General features: G+C 44.4%; 23 protein-coding genes, 1 pseudogene and 1 other annotated feature. Of the genes and pseudogenes, 16 read left to right on the plus strand and 8 right to left on the minus strand.

What is annotated here, in order from left to right:
* The first annotated feature begins 7 nt into the window (after positions 1-7).
* Positions 8-451 carry a hypothetical protein gene (locus QQ041_RS23270; protein ID WP_146490542.1) on the plus strand — a complete coding sequence of 148 codons (444 nt, stop codon included), beginning with the start codon at positions 8-10 and terminating at the stop codon, positions 449-451.
* Positions 452-576: 125 nt separating this feature from the next.
* Here the strand turns inward: QQ041_RS23270 and arcA are convergent, their stop codons facing one another.
* Together arcA and QQ041_RS23280 are read right to left on the minus strand one after the other, a co-directional pair.
* On the minus strand, positions 577-1293 hold the full coding sequence (arcA, locus tag QQ041_RS23275; RefSeq protein ID WP_004741534.1) for a two-component system response regulator ArcA: 717 nt from the start codon (positions 1291-1293) through the stop codon (positions 577-579).
* 429 nt (positions 1294-1722) lie between these two features.
* Positions 1723-1824 (minus strand): annotated as a pseudogene (locus QQ041_RS23280) (ribonuclease activity regulator protein RraA); the annotation flags it as partial.
* Positions 1825-1871: 47 nt separating this feature from the next.
* Between QQ041_RS23280 and QQ041_RS23285 the strand changes: the two are divergent.
* Complete coding sequence (locus QQ041_RS23285; protein ID WP_060983054.1) at positions 1872-2357, plus strand: putative 4-hydroxy-4-methyl-2-oxoglutarate aldolase; 486 nt, start codon at positions 1872-1874, stop codon at positions 2355-2357.
* 65 nt (positions 2358-2422) lie between these two features.
* On the opposite strand, the gene QQ041_RS23290 is transcribed toward QQ041_RS23285, so the two are convergent.
* The gene (locus QQ041_RS23290) at positions 2423-2899 is read right to left on the minus strand and encodes a ribonuclease regulator (RefSeq protein ID WP_285955156.1); all 477 of its coding nucleotides are present in this window, start codon (positions 2897-2899) and stop codon (positions 2423-2425) included.
* 315 nt (positions 2900-3214) lie between these two features.
* Positions 3215-3333, plus strand: a sequence feature (Thr leader region).
* A gap of 29 nt (positions 3334-3362) precedes the next feature.
* Here QQ041_RS23290 and thrA point away from each other — a divergent pair.
* Genes thrA through thrC form a run of 3 tightly spaced genes read left to right on the plus strand, consistent with a single transcriptional unit; the run spans position 3363 to position 8076 of the window.
* Complete coding sequence (thrA, locus tag QQ041_RS23295) at positions 3363-5822, plus strand: bifunctional aspartate kinase/homoserine dehydrogenase I (RefSeq protein WP_285955157.1); 2460 nt, start codon at positions 3363-3365, stop codon at positions 5820-5822.
* A gap of 17 nt (positions 5823-5839) precedes the next feature.
* On the plus strand, positions 5840-6796 hold the full coding sequence (thrB, locus tag QQ041_RS23300) for a homoserine kinase (RefSeq protein ID WP_285955184.1): 957 nt from the start codon (positions 5840-5842) through the stop codon (positions 6794-6796).
* Positions 6793-8076 carry a threonine synthase gene (thrC, locus tag QQ041_RS23305; protein WP_285955158.1) on the plus strand — a complete coding sequence of 428 codons (1284 nt, stop codon included), beginning with the start codon at positions 6793-6795 and terminating at the stop codon, positions 8074-8076. Before thrB ends, thrC begins: the two co-directional genes overlap by 4 nt.
* A 77-nt stretch (positions 8077-8153) precedes the next feature.
* Here thrC and grcA read toward each other — a convergent pair whose 3' ends face one another.
* Positions 8154-8531 carry an autonomous glycyl radical cofactor GrcA gene (gene grcA, locus QQ041_RS23310; protein WP_017059315.1) on the minus strand — a complete coding sequence of 126 codons (378 nt, stop codon included), beginning with the start codon at positions 8529-8531 and terminating at the stop codon, positions 8154-8156.
* A 326-nt stretch (positions 8532-8857) separates the two neighbouring features.
* Here grcA and nfo point away from each other — a divergent pair, with 326 nt between their 5' ends.
* From nfo to QQ041_RS23330, 4 genes are all read left to right on the plus strand, one after another.
* On the plus strand, positions 8858-9766 hold the full coding sequence (gene nfo, locus QQ041_RS23315) for a deoxyribonuclease IV (protein WP_146490547.1): 909 nt from the start codon (positions 8858-8860) through the stop codon (positions 9764-9766).
* Positions 9767-9873: 107 nt separating this feature from the next.
* The gene (locus QQ041_RS23320) at positions 9874-9996 is read left to right on the plus strand and encodes a hypothetical protein (RefSeq protein ID WP_261383420.1); all 123 of its coding nucleotides are present in this window, start codon (positions 9874-9876) and stop codon (positions 9994-9996) included.
* A 180-nt stretch (positions 9997-10176) separates the two neighbouring features.
* Positions 10177-10857 (plus strand): uracil-DNA glycosylase, encoded by a 681-nt coding sequence (gene ung, locus QQ041_RS23325; RefSeq protein WP_146490548.1) that lies wholly within the window; start codon positions 10177-10179, stop codon positions 10855-10857.
* Between the two features lie 86 nt (positions 10858-10943).
* Positions 10944-11495 (plus strand): hemerythrin domain-containing protein, encoded by a 552-nt coding sequence (locus tag QQ041_RS23330; RefSeq protein ID WP_285955159.1) that lies wholly within the window; start codon positions 10944-10946, stop codon positions 11493-11495.
* A 144-nt stretch (positions 11496-11639) separates the two neighbouring features.
* Here the strand turns inward: QQ041_RS23330 and QQ041_RS23335 are convergent, their stop codons facing one another.
* A complete protein-coding gene (locus QQ041_RS23335; RefSeq protein WP_017059319.1) occupies positions 11640-11828 on the minus strand; it encodes a DUF3545 family protein in 189 nt (62 codons plus the stop codon).
* A 709-nt stretch (positions 11829-12537) separates the two neighbouring features.
* Between QQ041_RS23335 and QQ041_RS23340 the strand changes: the two genes are divergently transcribed.
* Together QQ041_RS23340 and yaaA are read left to right on the plus strand one after the other, a co-directional pair.
* Positions 12538-13965, plus strand: coding sequence for a sodium:alanine symporter family protein (locus QQ041_RS23340; protein ID WP_146490578.1), 1428 nt, complete (start codon positions 12538-12540; stop codon positions 13963-13965).
* 208 nt (positions 13966-14173) lie between these two features.
* A complete protein-coding gene (yaaA, locus tag QQ041_RS23345; protein ID WP_048606773.1) occupies positions 14174-14950 on the plus strand; it encodes a peroxide stress protein YaaA in 777 nt (258 codons plus the stop codon).
* A 113-nt stretch (positions 14951-15063) separates the two neighbouring features.
* Here the strand turns inward: yaaA and srmB are convergent, their stop codons facing one another.
* Both srmB and QQ041_RS23355 read right to left on the minus strand, forming a co-directional pair.
* On the minus strand, positions 15064-16329 hold the full coding sequence (gene srmB, locus QQ041_RS23350; protein WP_060983060.1) for an ATP-dependent RNA helicase SrmB: 1266 nt from the start codon (positions 16327-16329) through the stop codon (positions 15064-15066).
* Positions 16330-16435: 106 nt separating this feature from the next.
* Complete coding sequence (locus tag QQ041_RS23355) at positions 16436-17164, minus strand: tRNA1(Val) (adenine(37)-N6)-methyltransferase (protein ID WP_285955160.1); 729 nt, start codon at positions 17162-17164, stop codon at positions 16436-16438.
* Positions 17165-17478: 314 nt separating this feature from the next.
* On the opposite strand from QQ041_RS23355, the gene brnQ reads away from it, so the two are divergent.
* Complete coding sequence (brnQ, locus tag QQ041_RS23360; protein ID WP_285955161.1) at positions 17479-18792, plus strand: branched-chain amino acid transport system II carrier protein; 1314 nt, start codon at positions 17479-17481, stop codon at positions 18790-18792.
* A gap of 130 nt (positions 18793-18922) precedes the next feature.
* Here the strand turns inward: brnQ and fldB are convergent, their stop codons facing one another.
* The gene (fldB, locus tag QQ041_RS23365; protein ID WP_048606779.1) at positions 18923-19444 is read right to left on the minus strand and encodes a flavodoxin FldB; all 522 of its coding nucleotides are present in this window, start codon (positions 19442-19444) and stop codon (positions 18923-18925) included.
* A gap of 150 nt (positions 19445-19594) precedes the next feature.
* On the opposite strand from fldB, the gene xerD reads away from it, so the two are divergent.
* From xerD to prfB, 4 genes are all read left to right on the plus strand, one after another.
* A complete protein-coding gene (xerD, locus tag QQ041_RS23370; RefSeq protein WP_285955162.1) occupies positions 19595-20509 on the plus strand; it encodes a site-specific tyrosine recombinase XerD in 915 nt (304 codons plus the stop codon).
* A gap of 26 nt (positions 20510-20535) precedes the next feature.
* Complete coding sequence (locus QQ041_RS23375; protein WP_285955163.1) at positions 20536-21315, plus strand: thioredoxin fold domain-containing protein; 780 nt, start codon at positions 20536-20538, stop codon at positions 21313-21315.
* An 81-nt stretch (positions 21316-21396) separates the two neighbouring features.
* Entirely contained in the window at positions 21397-23133 is a 1737-nt protein-coding gene (recJ, locus tag QQ041_RS23380; protein WP_285955164.1) for a single-stranded-DNA-specific exonuclease RecJ, read from the plus strand.
* Positions 23134-23369: 236 nt separating this feature from the next.
* Positions 23370-24468, plus strand: a protein-coding gene (prfB, locus tag QQ041_RS23385) for a peptide chain release factor 2 (protein ID WP_102300662.1) whose coding sequence is annotated in 2 segments (ribosomal slippage) — positions 23370-23444 and positions 23446-24468 — 1098 coding nt in all. Because the reading frame shifts where the segments join, the coding sequence is not laid out codon by codon here.
* Positions 24469-24508: the final 40 nt, after the last annotated feature.

Here is a 24508-nt window from a genome sequence, read left to right on the forward strand (position 1 = left end):
AAGAATAATGAAAAAATTAGCATTCGCCGCATGCGTAGTGGCATTAGCGGGTTGTTCTGCGCCGCAAGTAGAATGGCAGCAAGATAATCAAGTAGAAGTATCTGCAGCAACAGTCACAATGAAAAGCAACCTTTGGCACAACAAGATGCCAACGATTGGAGAAGCTCAAGATAAGACACTACACGGTTCTATCTACCTAGAGTCAGACTCACAGCTACCAGCAACACTTGCGGTGGAGAGCGTGACCGTTAAGCAAGGTGCAGATACCTTGCTAGTAACGGCTGACGACCTTGATCTAAGAACACATAGCGAGACTCAGTGGGAAGTGGCGTTTGTATGGCAGTTAGAGATCGATAGCGAAAAGCCTGTTGATGTTGCGGTTGAGCTGAGAGACGGTGAAACTGTGAAGTGGCTGGTGGAGAAAGACGTTAAGGTTGATACGGTTTACTAAAGCCTTATCAATTAAGAAGAATAAAAAAGGGAGAATGCGTTGGCATTCTCCCTTTTTAATAACTATTGATAGCGCTTCTACTGTTAAAAACACCGAGTGTTAAACGATCAGAAACGCCAATCGAATTAGTCTTCTAGGTCACCACAGAAGCGGTAGCCTTCACCGTGAATCGTTGCAATGATTTCTGGCGTACCAGAAACAGATTCAAAGTGCTTACGAATACGACGGATTGTTACGTCTACAGTACGATCGTGTGGCTTAAGCTCACGGCCAGTCATCTTCTTAAGAAGGTCTGCACGTGTTTGGATCTTACCTGGGTTCTCACAGAAGTGAAGTAGAGCACGGAACTCTGAACGAGGTAGCTTGTAGCCTTCGCCATCTGGGCTAACCAGAGAACGGCTGTTGATATCTAGTACCCAACCGTTGAACTCGTACTTCTCAACGCTGCGCTTTTCTTCTTGAACAGAGCTTGTGCTCATTGAACGGTTCAGAAGGTTGCGTGCGCGGATAGTCAGTTCACGAGGGTTGAAAGGCTTAGTGATGTAGTCATCAGCGCCGATCTCTAGGCCAAGGATCTTATCAACTTCATTATCACGACCAGTTAAGAACATAAGTGCTACGTTTGCTTGCTCACGTAGTTCACGCGCAAGTAGTAGACCATTCTTACCTGGAAGGTTGATGTCCATAATTACAAGGTTAACTTGGTTGTCAGATAGCACTTGGTGCATCTCTTCACCGTCGCTAGCCTCAAAAACAGCATATCCCTCTGCTTCAAAAATACTCTTTAGAGTGTTACGAGTTACTTGCTCATCTTCAACGATAAGAATCTGCGGGGTTTGCATTTGGCGGTACCTAAATTTGTGACGAAACTGTGCTAATAGAATAAATTCTAGGCAAAAACATAACATACAGGTAATGTATTTTTGATGATAACTTAAAGTTTTCAAAAAAACACTTACTTCCAGCTATCTGCCTTCCTTGAAGTATTGCCCAATAACGTAGATCCAGTACGCCTTTCAATCATTCTTTTAGTGATTGAAGAGGATTCTATAATGTTAACAGCATGCTAACAACGCGAGAATGTTAATTCCATTCAGTTTGTTGATTTACATCAATTGCCGTATCGCAACAAACTTTAATAGTATGGCTACAACTTAACCAATGTTATGGTGACTATTTAGTACCAAAACAAGAATGATTATTCGAGATGCTTCGGACATCTCGGTTGCTAAAGACCGGATTATTAACCAAGGAAGCTGAAAGCTTTCCTAAGAGTCTAGTAGATAAATATGCTCAATCAACTTTTATTGAGTAATAAATTGAGCATAGAACAATGAAAACAAAGGATTAATTTTAATAACATATAAAAGCATAGAGGCTCACCTGACTTAACAGGTAGCGCCTTACTCACGGAGGATATATGCACGATATAACACCTGACTTGTGTGATGAGTTTGAAAGCAAAGTCACCCTACTGAATATGCCATTACAGAACTTCGGTCAACGTGGTGCGTTCTTTGGAAAAATTGTAACAGTTCGTTGTTATCACGATAATTCCAAGGTTCGCGAGGTTTTAGAGACAGACGGCTGTGGCAAAGTGCTTGTTGTTGACGGGAATGGTTCATGCCAAAAGGCGCTGCTTGGTGATCAACTCGCGATTCTCGCAATAGAAAATGGCTGGGAAGGCGTGATTGTAAACGGTGCTGTGCGTGATGTTGGCATGATGTCGCAAATGGATCTTGGTGTTCAGGCATTGGGTGCATCGCCATTCAAGACGGAGAAGCGCGGCGTAGGCCAAGTGAATGTCACGCTATCTATACACAATCAACTGATTCAGCCTGGGGATTACATTTATGCCGATTGGAATGGTGTGTTAATTTCATCTGAGCTATTGCTTGAATCATAACTGGTACGTAACTAGTAAAAGAGGCTTGAATACGTAACATATTCATCGATATCAAGTTAATTGGATTAGAAGCGAAATCCTAATCCCACTTCAACACCTTGCTGCCACTCTTCATAATCAAGAGTGGCATGCAAATCTAAATTGTCGGTCAGCTGTACTCGGCTAGAAACTTCTGCGGCCACCGATTTCTCATTGTCTTCGGTTTCATCTTTATAGGTGTGTAGAGAACTGTTGAAAGAGACTCTTTCTGATAACTGATAACTGACACCACTCAAGAATCCGCTTTCCTGTTTCAGTGCAGCACTATTGATACGTGTACCGACATAAAGATCCACATCCGAAAACAAACTATATGAATAGCCACTGTCTATTTTCCAAGTATCGAAGCTTTCATTCGATGCGTTTTGGGTGGAGATAAAAAATTTATGAGAAGAGCGATCGATTTGACCGGGAAGCAGAGGCAAACTATTTAGAAGAGGTAAACTGTTCGCTGAACAAACAACAGGCATAGCCAAGGCTATAAGAATAAGTAATCTCTTCACTTCCCACTCCTGATGTCATTATTATTGTTTTTCGAACGTTATCGTTCAATTAAAGCACAGAATTTGTACGCTCGCCGCACAATCGATATAGCATTTTGTTATTAGAATATGCAATTAGCTACTTATATTTGCTCGGTGAGTGAATTCAGTATCTTAATTGAAGGTTAATACAGGGTGTTTTATCCCTAAAATGATGGTTTGCTCTGAAAAATGGTGCGAATGTAAAAAAAACGCAACTTTTCATTGACGTCTAGTGGTAAAAATTGATACACGTAGAGTAAAGCACAAGCAGAGAATTTGATATGCAGCACGTAAGCCACCTAGTAATGACCACAACCATTATTATTACCGACATTAACATTGTTGGGGCAGGCTGCTAAGTAACGGATTTTAAAAAAAAGGCCTGTATCCAACAAGATACAGGCCTTTTTTTGTACCATTTTTATGACTTATGGAGAAAGGGATGCGCGTTTTAAAGTTTGGAGGTTCATCATTAGCTGATGCAGATCGTTTTTTACGAGCGGCGGATATCATCGCTAATAATGCCCAGCAAGAAGAGCTAGCCGTTGTACTATCGGCTCCAGGAAAAACAACCAATAAGTTGGTCGCTGTTATTGAAGCTGCACTGAAAAATGGTGAAGCAGACGCACAGATTACAGAGATCGAATCTTCATTCGCTGCGCTGTTTGCAGAGATTAAAGCGGTTGTACCTTCTATTGATGGTACTGCGTTCCAAGAGCAGGTTGATACCTCTCTTGCTCAGCTAAAGCAGTTCGTGAACGGCATCAACCTACTTGGTATGTGCCCGAACCACGTCAATGCTCGCATCATCAGTAAAGGTGAGCGAATCTCTATCCAGTTAATGAAAGCGGTACTTGAAGCAAAAGGCCAACCAGCAAGCCTGATTGACCCAGTTCAATACCTATACGCTAAAGGTGATCACCTTGAAGCTATGGTTGATGTGGATGTGTCTACTCAGAACTTCCGTCAATCGCCACTTCCACAAGGTCACGTTAACATCATGCCGGGCTTCACTGCCGGTAATGATAAAGGCGAATTGGTCACTCTTGGCCGTAATGGCTCTGACTACTCAGCAGCAGTGCTAGCTGCATGTCTGCGTGCTGATTGCTGTGAAATCTGGACAGATGTAGACGGCGTTTACAACTGTGACCCACGTTTAGTCGATGATGCTCGTCTTCTTAAGTCATTAAGCTACCAAGAAGCGATGGAGCTTTCTTACTTCGGTGCTTCGGTTCTACACCCGAAGACTATCGCACCTATCGCGCAATTCCATATTCCTTGTCTGATCAAAAATAGCTTTAATCCACAGGGTGCGGGTACTTTGATTGGTCAAGACACTGGCGAAGATAACCTAGCAATCAAAGGTATTACTACGCTAAGTGACCTAACAATGGTTAACGTATCAGGCCCTGGTATGAAAGGCATGGTAGGCATGGCAAGCCGCGTATTCGGCGCGATGTCTTCGGCTGGCGTTTCTATTGTCCTTATTACTCAATCTTCTTCTGAGTACAGCATCAGCTTCTGTATTGAATCGGCTGACAAAGTGAAAGCGAAACAAGTGTTGTCAGACGCGTTTGAACTTGAACTTAAAGATGGCCTACTAGAGCCCGTTGAGTTCATGGACGACGTAGCGATTGTAACGCTGGTGGGTGACGGTATGCGTACTTCACGCGGTGTCGCTTCTCAGTTCTTCTCTTCTTTAGCTGAAGTGAACGTGAACATCGTTGCGATTGCTCAAGGTTCTTCAGAGCGTGCTATCTCTGCGGTTATCCCTGAAGACAAGATTTCTGAAGCTATCAAGGCGTGTCACGAGAACCTATTCAACTCTAAGCACTTCCTTGACGTATTCGTTGTGGGTGTTGGCGGTGTTGGTGGCGAGCTTGTTGACCAGATCCAACGTCAACAAGGCAAACTGGCTGAAAAAGGCATCGTGATTCGCGTATGTGGTTTAGCAAACAGCAAAGGTTTGTTGCTAGACAGTGAAGGCTTGCCTCTAGAGCAGTGGCGTGACCGTATGTCGAGTGCGACTGAAGAATTCAGCCTTGCGCGTTTAGCGGCTCTGGTTCAACGTAACCATATCATCAACCCAGTATTGGTTGACTGTACGTCTAGTGAAGATATTGCTGCGCAGTACGCTGATTTCCTAGCGGCTGGTTTCCATGTGGTAACACCAAACAAGAAAGCAAACACAGCAAGCATGGCTTACTACCATCAGCTGCGTGAAGTTGCGCGTAACTCACGTCGTAAGCTGATGTACGAAACAACCGTAGGTGCAGGTCTACCGGTAATCGAAAACCTTCAGAACCTTATCTCTGCAGGTGATGAGCTTGAGAAGTTCAACGGCATTCTTTCTGGTTCACTGTCTTACATCTTCGGTAAGCTTGATGAAGGCATGACACTGAGCCAAGCAACCAACATTGCTAAAGATAATGGCTTTACTGAACCGGATCCACGTGATGATTTATCAGGCATGGATGTGGCGCGTAAGCTGCTTATTCTTGCTCGTGAAGCCGGCATGGCACTTGAACTTGAAGACGTTGAAGTAGACCAAGCACTACCACCAGGTTTTGACGATTCAGGTACGGTTGAAGAGTTCATGGCTCGCTTGCCAGAAGCAGATGCTTACTTCCAAGAGCAGTCAGCTATCGCAGCAGAAGAAGGCAAAGTACTTCGTTATGTTGGTGAGATTGCTGATGGTAAATGTAAGGTTCGTATCGCAGCTGTTGATGGCGACGACCCAATGTTCAAGATTAAAGATGGCGAGAACGCGTTGGCATTCTACAGCCGTTACTACCAACCAATCCCGCTAGTACTTCGTGGCTACGGTGCCGGTACTGAAGTAACAGCAGCAGGCGTATTCTCTGATGTGATGCGTACTCTTGGTTGGAAATTAGGAGTTTAGGAATGAGTTCAAGTGATATGGATGTTGTCGTTTATGCTCCTGCATCAATCGGTAATGTCAGTGTAGGGTTTGATGTGCTGGGGGCCGCTGTGTCTCCAGTGGATGGCACACTGCTGGGTGACCGAGTTATGGTTAAAGCAGGTGATGAACCATTCTCACTTAAAACAGCAGGCAGCTTTGTTTCTAAGCTGCCGACTGAAGCCAAAGAAAACATCGTCTACGACTGCTGGGTGGTGTTCTCTAGAGAGCTTGATAAAAAAGGCGTAGCGCTAAAGCCTTTGGAAATGACACTCGAAAAGAACATGCCTATTGGTTCTGGTTTAGGTTCAAGTGCATGCTCAATCGTAGCGGCACTTGATGCGCTAAACCGTTTTCACGGTCAACCACTGAATGAAACGGAACTGCTTGCTCTGATGGGCGAAATGGAAGGTAAGATTTCAGGCGGTATCCATTATGATAACGTTGCACCATGTTATCTTGGTGGTGTGCAGTTAATGCTTGAAGAGCTAGGCATCATTAGCCAAGAAGTCCCATGTTTTGATGATTGGTACTGGGTGATGGCTTATCCGGGCATTAAGGTTTCAACGGCAGAAGCGAGAGAGATCCTACCATCTCAGTACCGTCGTCAGGATATCATTGCTCATGGTCGCCACTTAGCGGGCTTTATCCACGCGTGTCACTCAGGTCAACCTGAACTGGCGGCGAAGATGATCAAAGACGTGATCGCTGAACCATATCGTGAGAAACTGCTTCCAGGGTTTGCTAACGCTCGTAAATACGCGCTGTCGGCAGGTGCATTGGCTACTGGTATTTCTGGTAGTGGCCCAACTCTATTTAGCATTTGCAAAGAACAAGATGTCGCCGAGCGTGTTGCACGCTGGTTAGAACAAAATTACGTACAAAATGAAGAAGGATTCGTTCACGTTTGTCGCTTAGATAAGCAAGGTTCGATCGTTACAGGAAGTGAGTTATGAAGCTGTACAACATCAAAGAAAATGACGAGCAAGTCTCTTTTGGCCAAGCCGTTCGTCAAGGCTTAGGTCGTAATCAAGGTCTATTTTTTCCATCTGAGCTGCCAAAGTTTGATGATATCGATGCGCTGCTAGCAGAGGACTTTGTCCCTCGTAGCTCAAAGATTCTGTCAGCATTGATTGGCGATGAACTACCAAAAGAACAGATCGACCAAATGGTGGATGCAGCGTTCCAATTCCCTGCTCCAATCAACCAAGTAAAAGATGGCGTTTACGCGCTTGAGCTTTTCCACGGTCCAACACTGGCGTTTAAAGATTTCGGCGGCCGCTTTATGGCTCAGTCTTTAGCAGCCGTTTCAGATGGTGGTCAAATCACTATCTTAACAGCAACATCAGGTGATACTGGTGCGGCGGTTGCGCATGCTTTCTACGGCATGGAAGACATCAATGTTGTGATTCTTTACCCGAAAGGCAAGATCAGCCCATTGCAAGAGAAGCTTTTCTGTACGCTGGGTAAGAACATTCACACTGTCGCTATCGATGGTGACTTTGATGCGTGTCAGGCTCTGGTTAAAGACTCATTTGATGACGCAGAACTGCGTAAAGAGATTGGTCTTAACTCGGCAAACTCTATTAACATCAGTCGTCTAATGGCTCAGATCTGTTACTACTTTGAAGCGGCTTCTCAGCTGACTAAAGAGCAGCGTGAAAACCTCGTTATCTCTGTACCAAGTGGTAACTTTGGTAACCTAACGGCTGGTCTATTGGCTAAAGCACTCGGTTTACCTGTTAAGCGTTTCATCGCAGCAACCAATGAAAATGACACGGTTCCTCGCTACCTAGAAACAGGTCAATGGGATCCAAAACCGACCGTTGCGACAACATCGAACGCGATGGACGTAAGCCAACCAAATAACTGGCCTCGTATTGAAGAGCTTTGCCAACTGAAAGGTTGGGGCTTAGATACATTAGGCAAAGGTAAAGTATCTGACGAGCAGAGCGCTGAGTCAGTACGTGACCTAAAAGCACAAGGTTACCTATGTGAACCACATGGTGCGATTGCTTACCGTCTATTGGATGAGCAACTGCAAGAGAACGAAACTGGTTTGTTCCTGTGTACAGCACACCCAGCGAAATTCAAAGAAGTGGTTGATGACATCCTAGGTTCTGATATCGAACTGCCTGGCCCGCTAGCAAAACACGCGGCAATGGAGTTGTTGTCTGAAGATCTTGATAACGATTTTGAAGCGCTAAAAGCAGTGCTTCGTCGAGTTCAACCGTAACGTCCATTTGTTTTTCGAACAAATAAAAACGGCGCTCAATGAGCGCCGTTTTTGTATTCTAATTTAAGCTCTAAAAATTATAGAGACTCAGTGAACGTACGTGCGATAACGTCACGTTGCTGTTCAGTTGTTAGAGAGTTGAAACGTACAGCGTAACCCGATACACGGATTGTTAGCTGTGGGTAGTTCTCTGGGTGAGCAACTGCATCTTCTAGCGTTTCACGTTTAAGAACGTTAACGTTTAGGTGTTGACCACCTTCGATGCGTGGTGCTGCTTCGATTGCAACTTCACGGCTTTCGTACTCGCCTAGGTCTGCAGCTGAGATAACTTGGTCAGCTTCGAAACCTGCAGTAGCAACAACACAACGAGCTTCATTCTTCTCGCTATCTAGTAGCCAGATTGAGTTTAGTAGGTCATCGTTTGCTGCTTTAGTAATTTGAATACCTTGGATCATAACTATCTCCTAGTCCACTGAATGTGGTTTGATTATGGTGTTAACTTTCGATTTTTATTGAGCTGGGTAATATATACCTAATACCCATGAGGTTATCATTGATTTAAGTCAAAAAACAACCAAAAACCATATTTTTACAAAGGTAATTATATTGAGGCAAATCAATAAAACCTTTGAAAACAAAGTAATTACAAAATATTTTAAAGTATAAAAAATATTTAACAGTCATATTTGTTGTAAGTTTACTACATTTGTTGTGTTTTTATTGACCTGCAACCGATACGACCCTTTATTTATTAAGCATTCTGAAAGTGTAAAGTGATTTAATGACAAACAATAATTCATCCTCAAAACCGGAAACAAATATGAAGTTTATTGGCGCTCATGTGTCGGCTGCTGGTGGTGTCGATCAGGCGCCTATGCGTGCTCGTGAGATTGGCGCTAATGCGTTCGCACTGTTTACCAAAAACCAGAGACAATGGGCTGCAAAACCATTGGAAGCTAAAACAATCAGCGCCTTTAAGGCCAATTGCAAAATGTTAGGTTTTAGCGCTGAACACATTCTTCCTCATGACTCCTACCTTATTAACTTAGGAGCACCAGAAGAAGAGAAGCTAGAGAAATCACGTGCGGCTTTTATTGATGAAATGGAGCGTTGTAATCAACTTGGCTTAACGCTTTTGAATTTTCATCCTGGGAGTCATTTAAAGAAAATCTCAGAAAGCGAATGCTTGGCAAAGATCGCTGAATCGATCAATCTCGCTCATCAAGCGGTTCCTGATGTGATCGCGGTGATCGAGAATACGTCAGGGCAGGGCACTAACCTTGGTTGGAAGTTTGAGCACCTAGCAGAGATTATCGATCAGGTAGAAGATAAGTCACGTGTTGGTGTGTGCTTAGACACTTGCCATACCTTTACTGCTGGTTACGACCTACGTACAAAAGCGGCGTGTGAGCATACTTTTGCAGAGTTCGACCGCATTGTGGGTATGCACTATCTAAGAGCAATGCACATCAATGATTCAAAAGCTGAGTTCGCGAGTCGAGTCGATCGACACCATTCTTTAGGAAAAGGCGAAATTGGCTGGGACTGTTTTGAGTATATTGCTTCGGATTCTCGCTTTAATGGTATCCCTCTCATCTTAGAAACCATTGATTCGACGATCTGGAAAGAGGAAATTCAACAACTTAGAATGTTTCATCGCTCAGCAATGGAAGTGAGTGAAGAAGCGTAATATATAGAGAAAAAAATAATTTTCTTCTACTCCTAAAATTGGCATCTTTCTTTCATAGTGTTTAGTTGAATATGTAGTTCACTGTAATAATAGAGGAGGGTGCCATTATGTATTCTATAACTTATACCCCAAGTGCTTCTTCAACAGTCCATGCTGCAGCGCGTCTGCCAGCACCGAACCGTCACATCCATAGTCATGGTCACCATCGTACTCCCCAGAAGAGTGGCTAACCGAGATAAACTTAAATTGAACCCATTAATATGATTCATCAACAAGCGAACCCTGCACATCATGTTTATTGATAGCTGTATGAGGTATAACTAGAGCCTTATTTAGGACAGTTAGCCGATACCGCTATTTTTTTGTCTGGCGAAAGCCCCTAGAAACCTTGATGATTGGGAAGTAAAACGATGAGCACACCAAAGACTTGGGAATCCATTATTAATGATGAACGTGACAAAGAGTACTTTGAGAGTATCCTCGCGTTTGTTGAACAGCAACGTAATAGTGGGAAAACAGTCTACCCGCCACAAGATCAGGTATTCAGTGCCTTTGACATGACGCCTTTTGAATCTGTACGAGTGGTTATCTTAGGGCAAGATCCTTATCACGGTGCTAACCAAGCTCATGGCTTAGCATTCTCAGTGCTTCCTGGCGTGAAAATCCCACCTTCTCTACGCAATATGTACAAAGAGCTTGCTCAAGATATAGAGGGCTTTGAGATTCCTAGTCATGGTTATCTCGATTCTTGGGCATCGCAAGGGGTGTTGATGTTGAACACGGTCCTTACAGTAGAAGAAGCAAAAGCACACTCACATGCGAAGTGTGGCTGGGAAATCTTTACCGACGCCGTCATTGCTGAGCTCAATCAGCGCTCTGAACCTATCATCTTCTTATTATGGGGTGCACACGCCCAGAAGAAAGGACAAGCGATCGATGTAGGTAAGCACCATGTGTTGATTGCGCCTCATCCATCGCCATTATCCGCCCGTCGTGGCTTTTTTGGTTGTCAGCACTTCTCAACAACTAACAAGTTACTTTCTTATATGGATCAACAACCTATTGACTGGCGTTTACCAACAGAAGTGTAGGTTGGTGATTTTCTGAGCAGAGTCAAATCATAAATGAGCATCTTCGTATACACTTATAAACAGTAGGTGTAATGGAGTGCAATACTATGATGATTGAAAGGATAAGACGAGAGCATGGCTATATGGCTCGTTTGCTCGCGATACTCAACAATAAGTTAGAGCTTCTAAAACAAGAGCGAGAAATAAACTATAGCTTGATCGCTGAGGTGGTTGATTACCTGATGAATCATTCAGAGAAGGTCCATCACCCAAAAGAAGACGTTATTTATCGCTACTACCTTAAACAGTATGGCGGTGACCAAGTGATTGAAGACTTGGAGTTAGAGCATCAATTGCTTTCTGAGAAAACGGCGGACTTTTTAGGAGTGGTCGATATGATCCTTCAAGATGCGGTGGTTCCTCAGCAAGTCTTTATTGAGCAGCTTGAAGCGTTTGTTAAAGCTCAGCGAAAGCATATGGAATATGAAGAGAAGCATGTGTTACCAATGATTGTTGAGGCGTTCACGGTGAAAGATTGGCAAGAAGTTGAATCTCAATGGCTTCAACCGGAAGATGACCCTGTCTTTGGAGAGACCATTGCTGATCAGTATCGTCAACTCGCAGCCCGTGTTCGACAAAATGAACAAGAGTGCGTTTAGTGAGTCGGCAGTTGCCTCTATAGTAGAGGGGCTTTCTCTGATAACTGGGATTTCAAATCGACTCACAGGGAGAAATGTCACCTCATCAACTAAAAAAGGCACCTAAATAGGTGCCTTTTGCTATCTGATTTCTTATCGTGCTGATTAAAGCTTTATATCGTCTAGGCTAAAATCGAGTCCTAGATTCATTTCTCTCAGCTCTTTTTCAAGCTGTCTACGATCGTTGATGGCTTCGATTTCACGCCACTTACGCTTGAGTGGTTTTGAGCGTGATTTTTGAGTTACACGAGGCATTTCTAGTTCTGATACTTCATCGAATTGAAAGCTATCCATAAGCCATATCTCCTTCCGTGGGACTAGTTCTTACGAACCAATAAATATCATATTTAGGTTTACAATAACTTTGATTTGTTTCTCATTTGTTTCAAATCTATGAAGCTTTTGTTCTGTTTTCTCATGCATGCTCACACATTGTGAGAATTTTTATGTGCAAAAAACAAGCAAACAAACCTAAGTAAACGATTAAATTGGGGGTTATTGAATGTTAATTCATTGTGCGAATGGAATAGCGTTTTGATCACAATGCATTGAAGTGTATATGGTGTCGTGCGGTATAGGGATATCATTGGCCTAGAAAAAAACGAATATCTTCACTATACCTTGTAAAACCTAGGCTGACGTCATTTTTATAGGATGATGTTCTTGTTGGGGCGGTGCCATGGCTGTTGTTGATATTATGTCCCGATAATGTGACTTTTATTGAGCTGCATTGTTGAAAGTTGTGTTAACAAAAGGTGTGTTATTAGTGAAATGTCATTTTAATATAAGTGTATTTGCATATTGATTTTTAGGCCGTCTCGCTGCATTATCCGCCCGTCAAAAAATACACTGATACGTAAAATGGATGCATGAAGCGACATTTACAGTCTCAATCGCCGCAAGAATATAACAAGAGTGCCGACACAACATTGACAGAGGCATAGGCGATTAAGAGGAAGGCTAGGAAGCATGATCGGTGCTTAAACTCAATTACGAGGTTCACGTGACAGACTTAATCAATTTGATGAACGATCTCCTTTGGGGATCTATCTTAGTTTACTTACTGGTTGGTGTGGGTATCTACTTCACTGTACGACTAGGCTTCATTCAATTCCGCCATTTCGGCCACATGTTCTCTGTTCTAAAGAACAGCCGTAAAGCAGACAGTGCTGGTATCTCTTCTTTCCAAGCTCTTTGTACTAGTCTCGCTGCTCGTGTAGGTACGGGTAACATGGCCGGTGTTGCTGTAGCACTAACCGCTGGTGGCCCGGGTGCTATCTTCTGGATGTGGTTAATCGCAATGCTAGGTATGGCAACATCGTTTGCTGAAAGCACACTGGCTCAGCTATACAAAACGCGTGATAACGACGGTAACTACCGCGGCGGCCCTGCATACTACATGGAGAAAGGCCTAGGCATGCGTTGGATGGGGGTTCTATTCTCTATCTTCCTAATCATTGCATTTGGTCTTGTATTCAACGCGGTTCAAGCAAACGCGATTGCAAGCGCAATGAACACAGCATTTGACCTTGAGCGTAGCTACGTTGGTGTTGGTATCGTAATTATCTCTGCATTCGTTATCTTCGGTGGTATCCGTAAGATTGCTCGTACTGCAGAAATCATCGTTCCAATCATGGCATTGGCTTACCTAGCGATCGCTATGTACGTGATGTTTGCGAACATTGAGAAAGTGCCTGAAGTATTGGCTCTTATCTTCAAGAGTGCATTCGGTTTGCAAGAAGCAGCTGCGGGTGGCCTAGGTTACGCAATCGCACAAGCGATGATTAACGGCATCAAACGTGGTTTGTTCTCGAACGAAGCGGGTATGGGTTCTGCGCCAAACGCAGCAGCTTCTGCTACGCCTTACCCACCGCACCCAGCATCACAAGGTTACGTGCAAATGCTAGGCGTGTTCATGGATACCATTGTTATCTGTTCAGCAACAGTTGCAATCATCCTGATGTCTGGTGAGTATGTACCACACGGTGAAGTAACGGGTATCGAACTAACGCAACGTGCGCTAACAGCACAAGTGGGCGAATGGGGCGGCATCTTTGTAGCGGTAGCGATTTTCTTCTTCGCTTTCACTTCAATTATTGCAAACTACTCGTACGCTGAAACGAACCTTATCTTCCTTGAGCACAACAACAAGAAAGGCCTAGTGCTGTTCCGTATCGTTGTTCTGGGTATGGTTATGTTCGGTTCTCTAGCGACACTGCCAACGGTATGGGCACTGGCTGACGTATCAATGGGCCTAATGGCGATTGTTAACTTGGTGGCGATTATCCTGCTATCAGGAATCGTGATTAAGCTAGCGAAAGACTACAACCGCCAACTAGACGCGGGTAAAGTACCAACATTCGATTCGAATGACTTCCCAGAGCTTAAGTCTCAGCTGGAAGACGGTATTTGGGACAACAACAAGAAGTAATCTTGTTGGGGCGATAAACGGCTCATCCTAAAGTGATTAGAAAGGCTAAGGTTTCGACCTTAGCCTTTTTCTTTGCCTGTCATTTGTCTCATTCTGTCTATCGAAGCTCATTCTTCCTATCGAAACAATAGGAAGAGTCATAAAGACAAGTTGATGTTTTTTCTATACTCTAGCAGCATCCAGTTAGATAACCGATTAGGGTAAAGTTATGTTAGTTGTCGTTTCTCCAGCCAAAACACTTGATTACGAATCACCATTAGCGACGGAACGCTTTAGTCAACCTGAGTTTGTTGAACACTCTGCTGAGTTGATTGAAGAGTGCCGTAAGCTGACGCCAGTCGATATTTCTGCACTGATGAAAGTCAGCGATAAAATCGCAGGGTTGAACGTAGCGCGCTTTGAGCAGTGGAGCGAGACCTTTACCCAAGACAACGCACGCCAAGCAATCCTAGCCTTTAAGGGCGATGTATACACTGGCCTAGACGCTGAAACGCTATCGGATGAAGATTTTGACTACGCACAAAACCACCTGCGCATGCTTTCTGGCCTATATGGTTTGCTTAAGCCGTTAGATTTGATGCAGCCATATCGCCTAGAGATGGGTACACGCTTAGCGAATGCTCGTGGTACTAACTTGTACCAGTTCTGGGGTAACATCATCACAGACAAGCTAAATGAAGCGTTGAATGCTCAAGGCGACAATGTGTTGATCAACCTAGCATCGAACGAATACTTTAAAGCCGTGAAGCCGAAGAACTTGGATGGCCAAGTGATTACCCCAGTATTTAAAGACTGTAAGAATGGTCAGTACAAGGTAATCAGTTTCTACGCCAAGAAAGCGCGTGGCATGATGGCTCGTTACATTATCGAGAACAAGATTGACTCGGTTGAAGCGCTGACCCAGTTTGATACGGCGGGTTACTACTTCGTTGAAGAAGAGTCGAACGCGAAAGAGCTTGTCTTCAAGCGTGAAGAGCAAAACTAGACGTTATTGATTAATGGTCTTCACGCTCTATGGCGAGATACTAACCAGATAGAGAAAAGCCCCATGCAGCGAACTGCATGGGGCTTTTTTATTGAATCGTTGAAGCAGTTAGATTATTTCTTCTTTGCTGCTTTCTTTTTCTTGGCGATTTTTTTCTTCTTGGCGATTTTTTGTTTCTCTACCGCTTTTTTATCTTCTTTCTTCGGCTTCTTCTTCTTAGTCACCGCCGCTTTCTTATGCGTAGGACGCATGCCTTCGATGAAGCGTTCTTTGATTGGTTCGTCTGTGTAACGAGCTACACGCTCAATCATCAGTTGATCGTGCGCTTCAATGATAGAAACCGCGTTACCTTTTTTACCAGCACGAGCTGTACGACCAATGCGGTGTAGGTATACGTCAGCCGTACGTGGCATGTCGTAGTTGATTACGTGGCTTACGTCTGGAAGGTCGATACCACGAGCAGCAACGTCAGTCGCTAGCAGTACGTTTACAGAACCGTCACGGAAACGAGCAATCGCGTTGTTACGACGATCTTGAGGCATTTCACCTTGGATCCATGCACATGGGATTTGCGCGCTTTCAAGTTGAGCTCGTAGATCACCTAGACGATCACGTGTCTTCAAGAATACGATGCTGCGCTCAGCTTGTTCTGTGATGATGTGTTTTAGGATGCTCAGCTTGTGCTCTGCTGTGTCTGCACGGTGGTACCACTGAGTGATTTTCTTACGCTCACGAAGTGATGATTTCGCATCGATCTCTGCTGGGTTTTTCAGTAGGTCTTCAGTGAAGCCTTCAATGCCTTTACCTTCTAGCGTTGCTGAGAACAGTAAAGTTTGTTTACGCCAGCGACATTCTGCAGACAGACGGTCAACAACAGGACCAAAGCCCATGTCTAGCATACGGTCGGCTTCATCTAGAACCAGCCATTCAATCGCACGACAGTCAAAACGCTCGCCTTCAATGTATTCCATCAAACGACCAGGTGTTGCTACTACGATATCTTGAGTCGTACTTAAGATATCTGCATGCTCTTGATACATCACACCGCCCGTGATCGTGAAGATATTTAGGCTGGTGTATTTAGCAAGCTCACGTGCTTGTTCGGTTATCTGCATTGCTAGCTCACGCGTTGGCGTCAGGATAAGCATACGTGCAGGGCCAGATTTCTTACGTGGGAAATCCAGTAGGTATTGCAGTGCTGGCAATACAAATGATGCTGTTTTACCAGTACCTGTTGGCGCAGAAGCCAAAACGTCTCTTCCATCTAACGCTTGTGGGATTGCTTCAGCTTGTATCTGTGTTGGACGTTCGTAGCCCATTTCGTCAATTGCTTTAAGCAGCTCTTGGTTTAGATCGAGTTCTGCAAAGGTTCTGATCACTGTTGTTTCTCCACAAGCAATAAATGTTTCTGCCTCAAAAGCAGACGATAAAAAAGAGTAGTCGGACATTATAGAAGCATTAGTGATTAGGATCACATGGTATTTGCTACATCTTGAGATAAAAATCTTTAGTGAGCGCAATAAATGCTTCGCTATAACCATCTTGCTGGTGAATTGTAAGCGATTCGCGCTGCAAATCTTGCTCGCAAGCAGGATCTTTAGATAACTCAAATAGAATTCGGCTAGCTGGCTTTTTATCTGTTGTTTTCACATCAAGGCGTTTTGCTAGATACCAACCACATTGCTCGGCAAACTTGATAAAACCTTCCCCTTCAGGCGTCGGTAGGATGAAACTGGCAGTCGCGAATTCAGTGGTTAGCTCAAAACAACGCTGTGCAAGCGCTAGGTGATCCAAGCTGTCGGAGTGTCTGGCGGTGGCTCTTTGGCTTTGCTGCGCCTGTTCTCCAGAGTTGAAGTAGGGCGGGTTACAGATGATCGCATCAAACCTTTGTGGAAAGTCGGCCGTTAACACGCTGTCGTGATGAAGGGAGATACGATCTTGCCAAGGCGACTGATCAATATTGACTGTGGCAGCATCAATGGCGTGTTGATCAATATCTATCGCGGAGATTGAAGCATCCTCAAAACGCTGCGCTGCCATTAAGGCCAGCAGACCTGTTCCTGTTCCAATATCGAGTACACATGATCTTTGTGGCAGGCTTACCCATGCGCCAAGTAATACGCCATCGGTACTGACTGGCATACCGCTTTTCCCGCCGTAAATTGAGAATTGCTTAAAATTGAAGCTTTTAGTCTGCACTGTTTTGTCTTTCATTAATGTTCTGAGTATCGAGATATTTTAAGTGATTAGCTCTAATGTTAACCGCTTGTATGAATCAATGTTCTGCTTGAGAAACTATTGTTGTGAATTATGGTTAGTTTATAATTGTGGCTATTTTTCTATAGCTAGTGGAATCCACTGCTTTTTGTTCTCATATGCAAATTTATATGGTGTTTTTGTGTGGTGACTTGCAGCTAGCCAGTTGTTTCGTCATTATGCGCGACTATTTTATAGATTGATTGGCAGCTTTGAGCTGTAACATTCATGTAAGCACAACATAAATTCATAAATATAATTAAGGATTATCTGTGAAACAGAGTCTAAAACTAACAGATATAATGGCATTGGGCTTTATGCTTTTTGCGTTTTTCTTGGGTGCGGGTAATATCATCTTCCCACCTCTAGCTGGTCAATTGGCTGGTGATCACTTCCTTCCAGCGATGTCTGGTTTTCTGCTGACTGCCGTTGGTCTGCCGTTAATCACTATCGTCGCGGTCGCAGTGGCTGGTGGCTCTTGGGGTCACTTAACTAAAGATCTTCCTAAGAAAGCAGCAACCATCATGGCTGTACTGATCTTTATCATTATCGGTCCTGCATTTGCTGCACCACGTACCGGCCTTGTTGCCTATGAGATGGCGGTGAAACCGTTCTTCATCGATGCCTCTCAAGCTCACCTAACTCTCTTTTCGATTGCATTTTTTGTAGTAGCGATGTTTTTCTCTTGGTCGCAAGGTAAGCTTATTGACGTCATTGGCAAGGTACTAACACCAGCACTGTTTGTTGGTTTGGTTGTACTGGCGATTGCTGTATTCGTTAATCCTCAAGGCGATATTCTTGCGGCTCACGGTGAGTACATTACTCAGCCACTGACCAAAGGTTTCCTGGAAGGTTACAACACCATGGATACTTTTGCTGCTTTGATGTTTGGTATGCTGATTGTTGATGCGATTCGTAGCAAGGGCATTACTGACCGTGCAGCGACAACTAAGTACCTAATTAGCGCGGGTTGTATTGCCGCAACGGGTCTAGCGTTTGTTTACATCTCTCTATTCTTCCTGGGTGCAACAAGTGCAACAGTAGCAGCCGGCGCGGACAATGGCGGTGCTATCTTAAGCCTTTACGTTCAATCGTTGTTTGGTCCTTCTGGTCAGCTAGTACTTTCTGTGATCGTATTGTTGGCGTGTCTAACGACGGCGATTGGTCTTGTGTCAGCATGTTCTGATTACTTCAGCTCACTAACGCCTCTGTCTTACAAGACTTGGGTAATCATCAATGGTGTAGCTTGTGCAACTGTTGCGAACGTTGGCCTTTCTCAATTGATTTCTCTGTCTGTACCAGTACTGTTTGCACTGTACCCAGTCGCTATCGCTTTAGTAGCACTGACGTTCTTGCGTAGCCGTTTCCCTAATCCAAAAGCGGCTTACCGCGTGGTGGTATTAGTGTCACTGCTGTTTGCTCTTATTGATGGTGCTAAAGTAGCGGGTGTAGACGTGTCTGCACTTAAGATGCTGCCACTGTTTGAGATTGGTATGGGTTGGTTGCTTCCAACGACTGCTGCAATCATCTGTATGTTCTTTGTTGGGAAATCAACAGAACAAGAGATGGCTGAAGAGACTGTTTAATCTTCCGTTGAGATTAGATTGTCCTTCGAGATGAAATAGAAAAGGCCTCATTACTTCGCAGTAATGAGGCCTTTTTGTATTCTGTGGTCTTTTTATATTCAGCTACTTAGCTGGGGGCACTTCTGTTTGGTTATAGTTTTTCGCTGTACTCAACCAGTACTTGTTCAACCCAGCTTGCGATACGGTCGTCGCTAAGCTCGTATTGTGAATCTTCATCAAGCGCCAAACCAACAAATTGAGATTTGTCTTCCGTTAACGCTTTAGACGCTTCGAATTCGTAGCTGTCATCGTTTGGCCAGAAGCCAACGAACTCTGCTCCTGCGGTTTTCAGTTCATCATGCAATAGACCCATCGCATCTAGGAACCATTCGCCGTAGCCTTCTTGGTCACCCAAACCAAACAGAGCCACAACCTTGCCCTTCATTGGCGTGGTTGCGATGTCTTCCCACAGTTCATTCCAATCTTCTTGGATTTCACCGAAGTCCCAAGTCGAGATGCCCAGCAATAAAAGGTCGTAGTCCGCCATCAATGAAAGAGGGGTTTCTTTCACGTTATGGATATCAACTAGGTCTTCACCAATAATGCCGCGAATTTTCTCTGCTGCCATTTCTGTGTAGCAGGTGGTTGAGCCGTAAAATAATCCAATTTTCATAGCAAACGTTCGATTTTAATTTCAGATGGCGAATTCTAACCATAAATCGACTTCGATTGCAGCGATTATCCGCTCAAGTCGTAATTTTTATGGCATTCATATTTGCTCTGGCATACTCTCAAAACAGTTTCCAATATTGTGAGTAACACTATGCAGTCGCCTCAAGGGCAGAGCGCAGACCACGGTCTCGTTGAGCAGTTTTTAGATGCTATGTGGATGGAGCGAGGATTATCGGAGAATACGCTTGTCTCGTACCGTACCGATTTGTCCAAATTATTAGCGTGGATGGAAAAGAACAATTACCGCCTCGACTTCATTAGCCTTTCAGGTTTACAGGATTATCAAGGTTGGTTAGCCGACGCTGATTTTAAACAGACTTCTCGTGCTCGTATGTTGTCGGCAATTCGTCGCCTGTTTCAATACTTACATCGCGAGAAAATCAGAGGTGATGATCCAAGCGCATTGTTGATCAGCCCGAAGCTGCCGCAACGCTTGCCAAAAGATTTGAGCGAAGAACAGGTTGATGCTTTGCTTGATGCACCTGATCCGAACGATCCAATTGAGCTTCGCGATAAGGCGATGCTTGAGTTACTCTATGCAACCGGTTTGCGTGTTACAGAGCTGGTTAGCTTGACGATGGAAAACATCAGCCTAAGACAGGGCGTGGTGCGTGTTATTGGTAAGGGTGGCAAAGAACGCTTGGTACCAATGGGTGAAAATGCGGTGGATTGGATCGAGACATTTATTGAACAAGGTCGCCCGCAGTTGCTTGGCGAAAACAGTTCTGATGTGGTTTTTCCGAGTAAACGCGCTAAGCAAATGACCCGTCAGACGTTTTGGTATCGTATCAAACATTACTCGGTCGTCGCTGGTATCGACACGGAGCTATTGTCACCACACGTATTGAGACACGCTTTTGCGACTCATTTACTGAACTATGGTGCAGATCTCAGGGTCGTACAGATGTTACTTGGGCATAGTGACTTATCGACAACCCAAATTTATACTCACGTGGCGACTGAAAGGCTGAAGCAAATTCACGCACAGCATCACCCACGTGCTTAAATCCATTTATTTTTAAGGTGAACTTAATGAGCGTATTACGCCGTCTTCCTCTATTAGCGCTTCCTCTCATGATTACTGCATGTAATGCATCAGAAGCGAAAGTAGAAACAACATCAACAGCCGTAGAAGCTGCTCCAGCTCAAGCTATTGATACTGCAGCGTTAACTAAGCGTTTTGAAAAAATCGGCATTAAGGTCGATAAGATTGTTCCTTCGGATATCGATGGTCTTTTAGAAGTTCAAACCAACAGCGGCATTATCTTTTCTTCTCCAGAGGGCGACCATTTTCTAGCCGGTACACTTTACTCTTTGGATGACAACGGCAAGTTCAGTGATGTTTTGGCTGAGCGTCAAGCTCCGTTGAATGCAGAAAAAGTAGCAGCAATGTCGGATACAGTTATCGAATATAAAGCAGATAACGAAAAGTATGTTGTGACGGTATTTACTGACATTACCTGTGGCTACTGTGTTCGTCTGCACAGCCAAATGCAGGGCTACAACGATCTGGGTATTACCGTTCGTTACATGGCTTACCCACGCCAAGGTGCGACAGGGCAAGTTGCCGATCAAATGGCGGCAATCTGGGCGGCTGATGATCCAAAAACAGCGATGCACGACGCTAAAGTCAACCGTCAAATGCCAGCGTCTGGCAAAGACCTAGCAGAACAGAAGCAGATCATCGCTAAACAGTACCAATTAGGTCGTGAACTTGGCATCAATGGTACACCGGCTATCGTGCTAGCAAGTGGTGAGTTGGTGAGTGGTTACTTACCGCCAGCACAACTGCTTCAAAGTTTAGAGCAATAATCTCGTTTTCTGTATTGCCAATTTATCCCCCCATGTTTTTGATTTAAGGAGTGGCCTGATTGATATTGGGCCCATTTTTATATGATAGAGATCCAACGCCGTCCTGAGGTCGACATTTCAGTTTTACCTGCTCACTTACCTGACTTGTTAAAGCGCATCTATGTGAGTCGTGGTATCGACAATGCTGACCAACTAGAGACTGCTGCGAAAGGCTTGCACTCTTATCAGAAACTGGGCGGTATTGATGCTGCAGTTGAGTTGTTGTTCAACGCGATTCAGCATCAAAAACGTATCATCATTGTTGGTGACTTTGATGCTGATGGCGCGACCAGTTCAGCCTTGTCAGTGCTTGCTTTGCGTATGCTGGGCAGCTCTAACGTCGATTATCTGGTACCAAACCGTTTTGAAGATGGTTATGGTTTGAGCCCTGAGGTTGTCGAACAGGCAATCGAGCTTGGCGCTGAAGTGATCATGACGGTTGATAACGGTGTATCTTCGATTGAAGGTGTGCGTTTTGCCAAAGAGAAAGGACTAGAAGTCCTGGTTACCGATCACCACTTGCCGGGTAATGAACTGCCAATGGTTGATGCGATGGTGAACCCGAACCTTGAGAGCTGCGCTTTTCCTTCAAAAGCTCTAGCGGGTGTAGGAGTTGCGTTCTATCTGATGATGGCGCTGTGTGTTCACATGCGTAAGTTGAACTGGTTTGCTCAACACGGCATGACAGAACCTAAGTTGATGGAACTGATTGACCTTGTGGCGTTGGGTACTGTTGCCGATGTTGTTCCGCTCGATGAGAATAACCGAATCTTGGTTCATCAAGGGTTACAACGTATTCGAGCGGGTAAAGCTCGTCCGGGCATTCAAGCCTTGATCGAAATTGCTAAGCGAGACGCTAAGCGTTTGGTGGCGTCTGATTTTGGCTTTGCTCTTGGTCCTCGTATCAATGCAGCTGGTCGACTGGATGACATGTCTTTTGGTGTTGAGCTGCTAATGAGTAACAACATCCATGCTGCGCGTCGTATGGCGAGTGAGTTGGATGGATTGAACCAAACTCGTAAAGAGATCGAAGAGGGCATGAAGCAAGAAGCGATGGCTTTTTGTGAGCGCCTTGAGTTTGGTAAAGACGACCTGCCTTCTGGTTTAGCCCTGTTCCAACGTGATTGGCACCAAGGTGTGATTGGTATCTTGGCTTCGCGTATCAAAGACAAATACCACCGCCCAGTGATTGCGTTTGCAGATGGCGGCGAAGGTAGTATTAAAGGCTCTTGTCGTTCGATTCCGGGTTTGCACATGCGTGATGCTTTAGACCGAATTGACACTCAAAACCCAGGCTTGATTCTTAAGTTTGGTGGCCACGCAATGGCGGCGGGTTTAACCATCATGGAAAAGGATTTTGAACGCTTCAGCAAGCTGTTCAATGATGTCGTGAAGAATGAGCTTGGAGAAACAGCACTGAAGGGCATTATTTTGTCTGATGGTGAGCTGTTACCTGAAGAGTTTTCGATGCACACCGCTGAAACGTTGCGTTCAGGTGGTCCTTGGGGACAAGCATTCCCTGAGCCCATCTTCGACGGTGAGTTTAAAGTGCTACATCAAAAACTGGTGGGTGAAAAGCACCTTAAGCTGATGCTCGAGCCGTTATACAAAGGCCACCCAACCAATGTGATGATTGATGGTATTGCCTTTAACGTGGATTTGCGTCGTTGGCCTGATGCGTCAGTGAAAACGGTTCACCTTGCATTTAAGCTCGATATCAACGAGTTTCGTGGTAACCAATCGCTGCAGTTGATGATTGATCACATCGAAGCTAAATAGCCAGCTCTCGGCTGAATAATGTTAATCATTTAGCGCTAAATTCAACAAGCTCTGTTCAAAAACAGGGCTTGTTTTCCTTTCTGCCCTTACAAATTTTAGGTGTTTTTTCTGCCTGTCAATTTTATATCCGATTAAGTTGTTGAATCTTGGTTCACCACTCTAAAAAATTCTGTATCTCCGTCACACTTTTGAGTACAATTCTTCGGTTAAATTCTACTCATAAATGATGAGCTAAAATGTTTGAAATCAATCCTATAAAAAACCGTCTGCAGGATGTGTCTGAGCGCACAAATATCCTGAGGGGGTATCTTTGACTATGACGCTAAGCAAGAGCGTCTAGAAGAAGTAAACGCAGAATTAGAACAACCGGATGTATGGAACGAACCTGAGCGTGCTCAAGCGCTAGGTAAAGAACGTTCTGCATTGGAAGCGGTAGTAGAAACGATCGACCAACTTGACCAAGGTGTTGAGGATGTTGATGGCCTATTAGAGCTTGCGGTTGAAGAAGAAGATCAAGAAACGTTTGACGAAATTGAACCAGAACTGGCTGAGCTAGAAGCTAAGCTAGAGAAGCTGGAATTTCGTCGTATGTTCTCTGGTGATCACGATGCATCAGATTGCTACATCGATTTACAGTCAGGTTCGGGCGGTACAGAAGCTCAAGACTGGACTTCAATGATGTTGCGTATGTACTTACGTTGGGCAGATTCGAAAGGCTTCAAGACTGAAGTTATCGAAGTGTCGGATGGTGATGTTGCTGGCCTTAAAGGCGCAACGGTACGTATTTCTGGTGAGTACGCTTACGGTTGGTTACGCACAGAGACTGGTGTTCACCGTCTAGTTCGTAAGTCACCATTTGATTCAAGTGGTCGTCGTCATACTTCATTTGCATCTGCGTTTATCTATCCTGAGATTGATGACAACATTACGATCGACATTAATCCTTCTGACCTACGTATTGACGTATACCGTGCCTCTGGCGCTGGTGGTCAGCACGTAAACACCACGGAATCGGCGGTACGTATTACTCACGTTCCGACTAACACCGTGGTTCAATGTCAGAATGACCGTTCGCAGCATAAGAACAAAGATCAAGCGATGAAGCAGCTACGTGCTAAGCTTTTTGAACTTGAGATTCAAAAACAAAATGCTGAAAAACAAGCGAGCGAAGAAACCAAATCAGACATCGGTTGGGGCAGTCAAATCCGCTCTTACGTACTGGATGATTCTCGTATCAAAGATTTACGCACCGGCATCGAAAACCGTAATACTCAAGCGGTTCTTGACGGTGACTTAGACAAGTTTATTGAAGCTAGCCTGAAATCAGGTCTGTAAGCTTTACCAACTATTAAGCTTTACCAATAATATTGGTAAA

Source organism: Vibrio sp. TMPB1044 (genome assembly GCF_030442075.1).
Taxonomy (GTDB): Bacteria; Pseudomonadota; Gammaproteobacteria; order Enterobacterales; family Vibrionaceae; genus Vibrio; species Vibrio satsumensis.

What these genes read in the sequence shown, in the direction of transcription:
- QQ041_RS23270 (WP_146490542.1), top strand. Translation starts at nt 8, where the DNA reads ATGAAAAAATTAGCATTCGCCGCATGCGTAGTGGCATTAGCGGGTTGT.
- arcA (WP_004741534.1), bottom strand. Translation starts at nt 1,293, where the DNA reads ATGCAAACCCCGCAGATTCTTATCGTTGAAGATGAGCAAGTAACTCGT.
- QQ041_RS23285 (WP_060983054.1), top strand. Translation starts at nt 1,872, where the DNA reads ATGCACGATATAACACCTGACTTGTGTGATGAGTTTGAAAGCAAAGTC.
- thrA (WP_285955157.1), top strand. Translation starts at nt 3,363, where the DNA reads ATGCGCGTTTTAAAGTTTGGAGGTTCATCATTAGCTGATGCAGATCGT.
- thrB (WP_285955184.1), top strand. Translation starts at nt 5,840, where the DNA reads ATGGATGTTGTCGTTTATGCTCCTGCATCAATCGGTAATGTCAGTGTA.
- thrC (WP_285955158.1), top strand. Translation starts at nt 6,793, where the DNA reads ATGAAGCTGTACAACATCAAAGAAAATGACGAGCAAGTCTCTTTTGGC.
- grcA (WP_017059315.1), bottom strand. Translation starts at nt 8,531, where the DNA reads ATGATCCAAGGTATTCAAATTACTAAAGCAGCAAACGATGACCTACTA.
- nfo (WP_146490547.1), top strand. Translation starts at nt 8,858, where the DNA reads ATGACAAACAATAATTCATCCTCAAAACCGGAAACAAATATGAAGTTT.
- QQ041_RS23320 (WP_261383420.1), top strand. Translation starts at nt 9,874, where the DNA reads ATGTATTCTATAACTTATACCCCAAGTGCTTCTTCAACAGTCCATGCT.
- ung (WP_146490548.1), top strand. Translation starts at nt 10,177, where the DNA reads ATGAGCACACCAAAGACTTGGGAATCCATTATTAATGATGAACGTGAC.
- QQ041_RS23330 (WP_285955159.1), top strand. Translation starts at nt 10,944, where the DNA reads ATGATGATTGAAAGGATAAGACGAGAGCATGGCTATATGGCTCGTTTG.
- QQ041_RS23335 (WP_017059319.1), bottom strand. Translation starts at nt 11,828, where the DNA reads ATGGATAGCTTTCAATTCGATGAAGTATCAGAACTAGAAATGCCTCGT.
- yaaA (WP_048606773.1), top strand. Translation starts at nt 14,174, where the DNA reads ATGTTAGTTGTCGTTTCTCCAGCCAAAACACTTGATTACGAATCACCA.
- QQ041_RS23355 (WP_285955160.1), bottom strand. Translation starts at nt 17,164, where the DNA reads ATGAAAGACAAAACAGTGCAGACTAAAAGCTTCAATTTTAAGCAATTC.
- fldB (WP_048606779.1), bottom strand. Translation starts at nt 19,444, where the DNA reads ATGAAAATTGGATTATTTTACGGCTCAACCACCTGCTACACAGAAATG.
- xerD (WP_285955162.1), top strand. Translation starts at nt 19,595, where the DNA reads ATGCAGTCGCCTCAAGGGCAGAGCGCAGACCACGGTCTCGTTGAGCAG.
- QQ041_RS23375 (WP_285955163.1), top strand. Translation starts at nt 20,536, where the DNA reads ATGAGCGTATTACGCCGTCTTCCTCTATTAGCGCTTCCTCTCATGATT.
- recJ (WP_285955164.1), top strand. Translation starts at nt 21,397, where the DNA reads ATGATAGAGATCCAACGCCGTCCTGAGGTCGACATTTCAGTTTTACCT.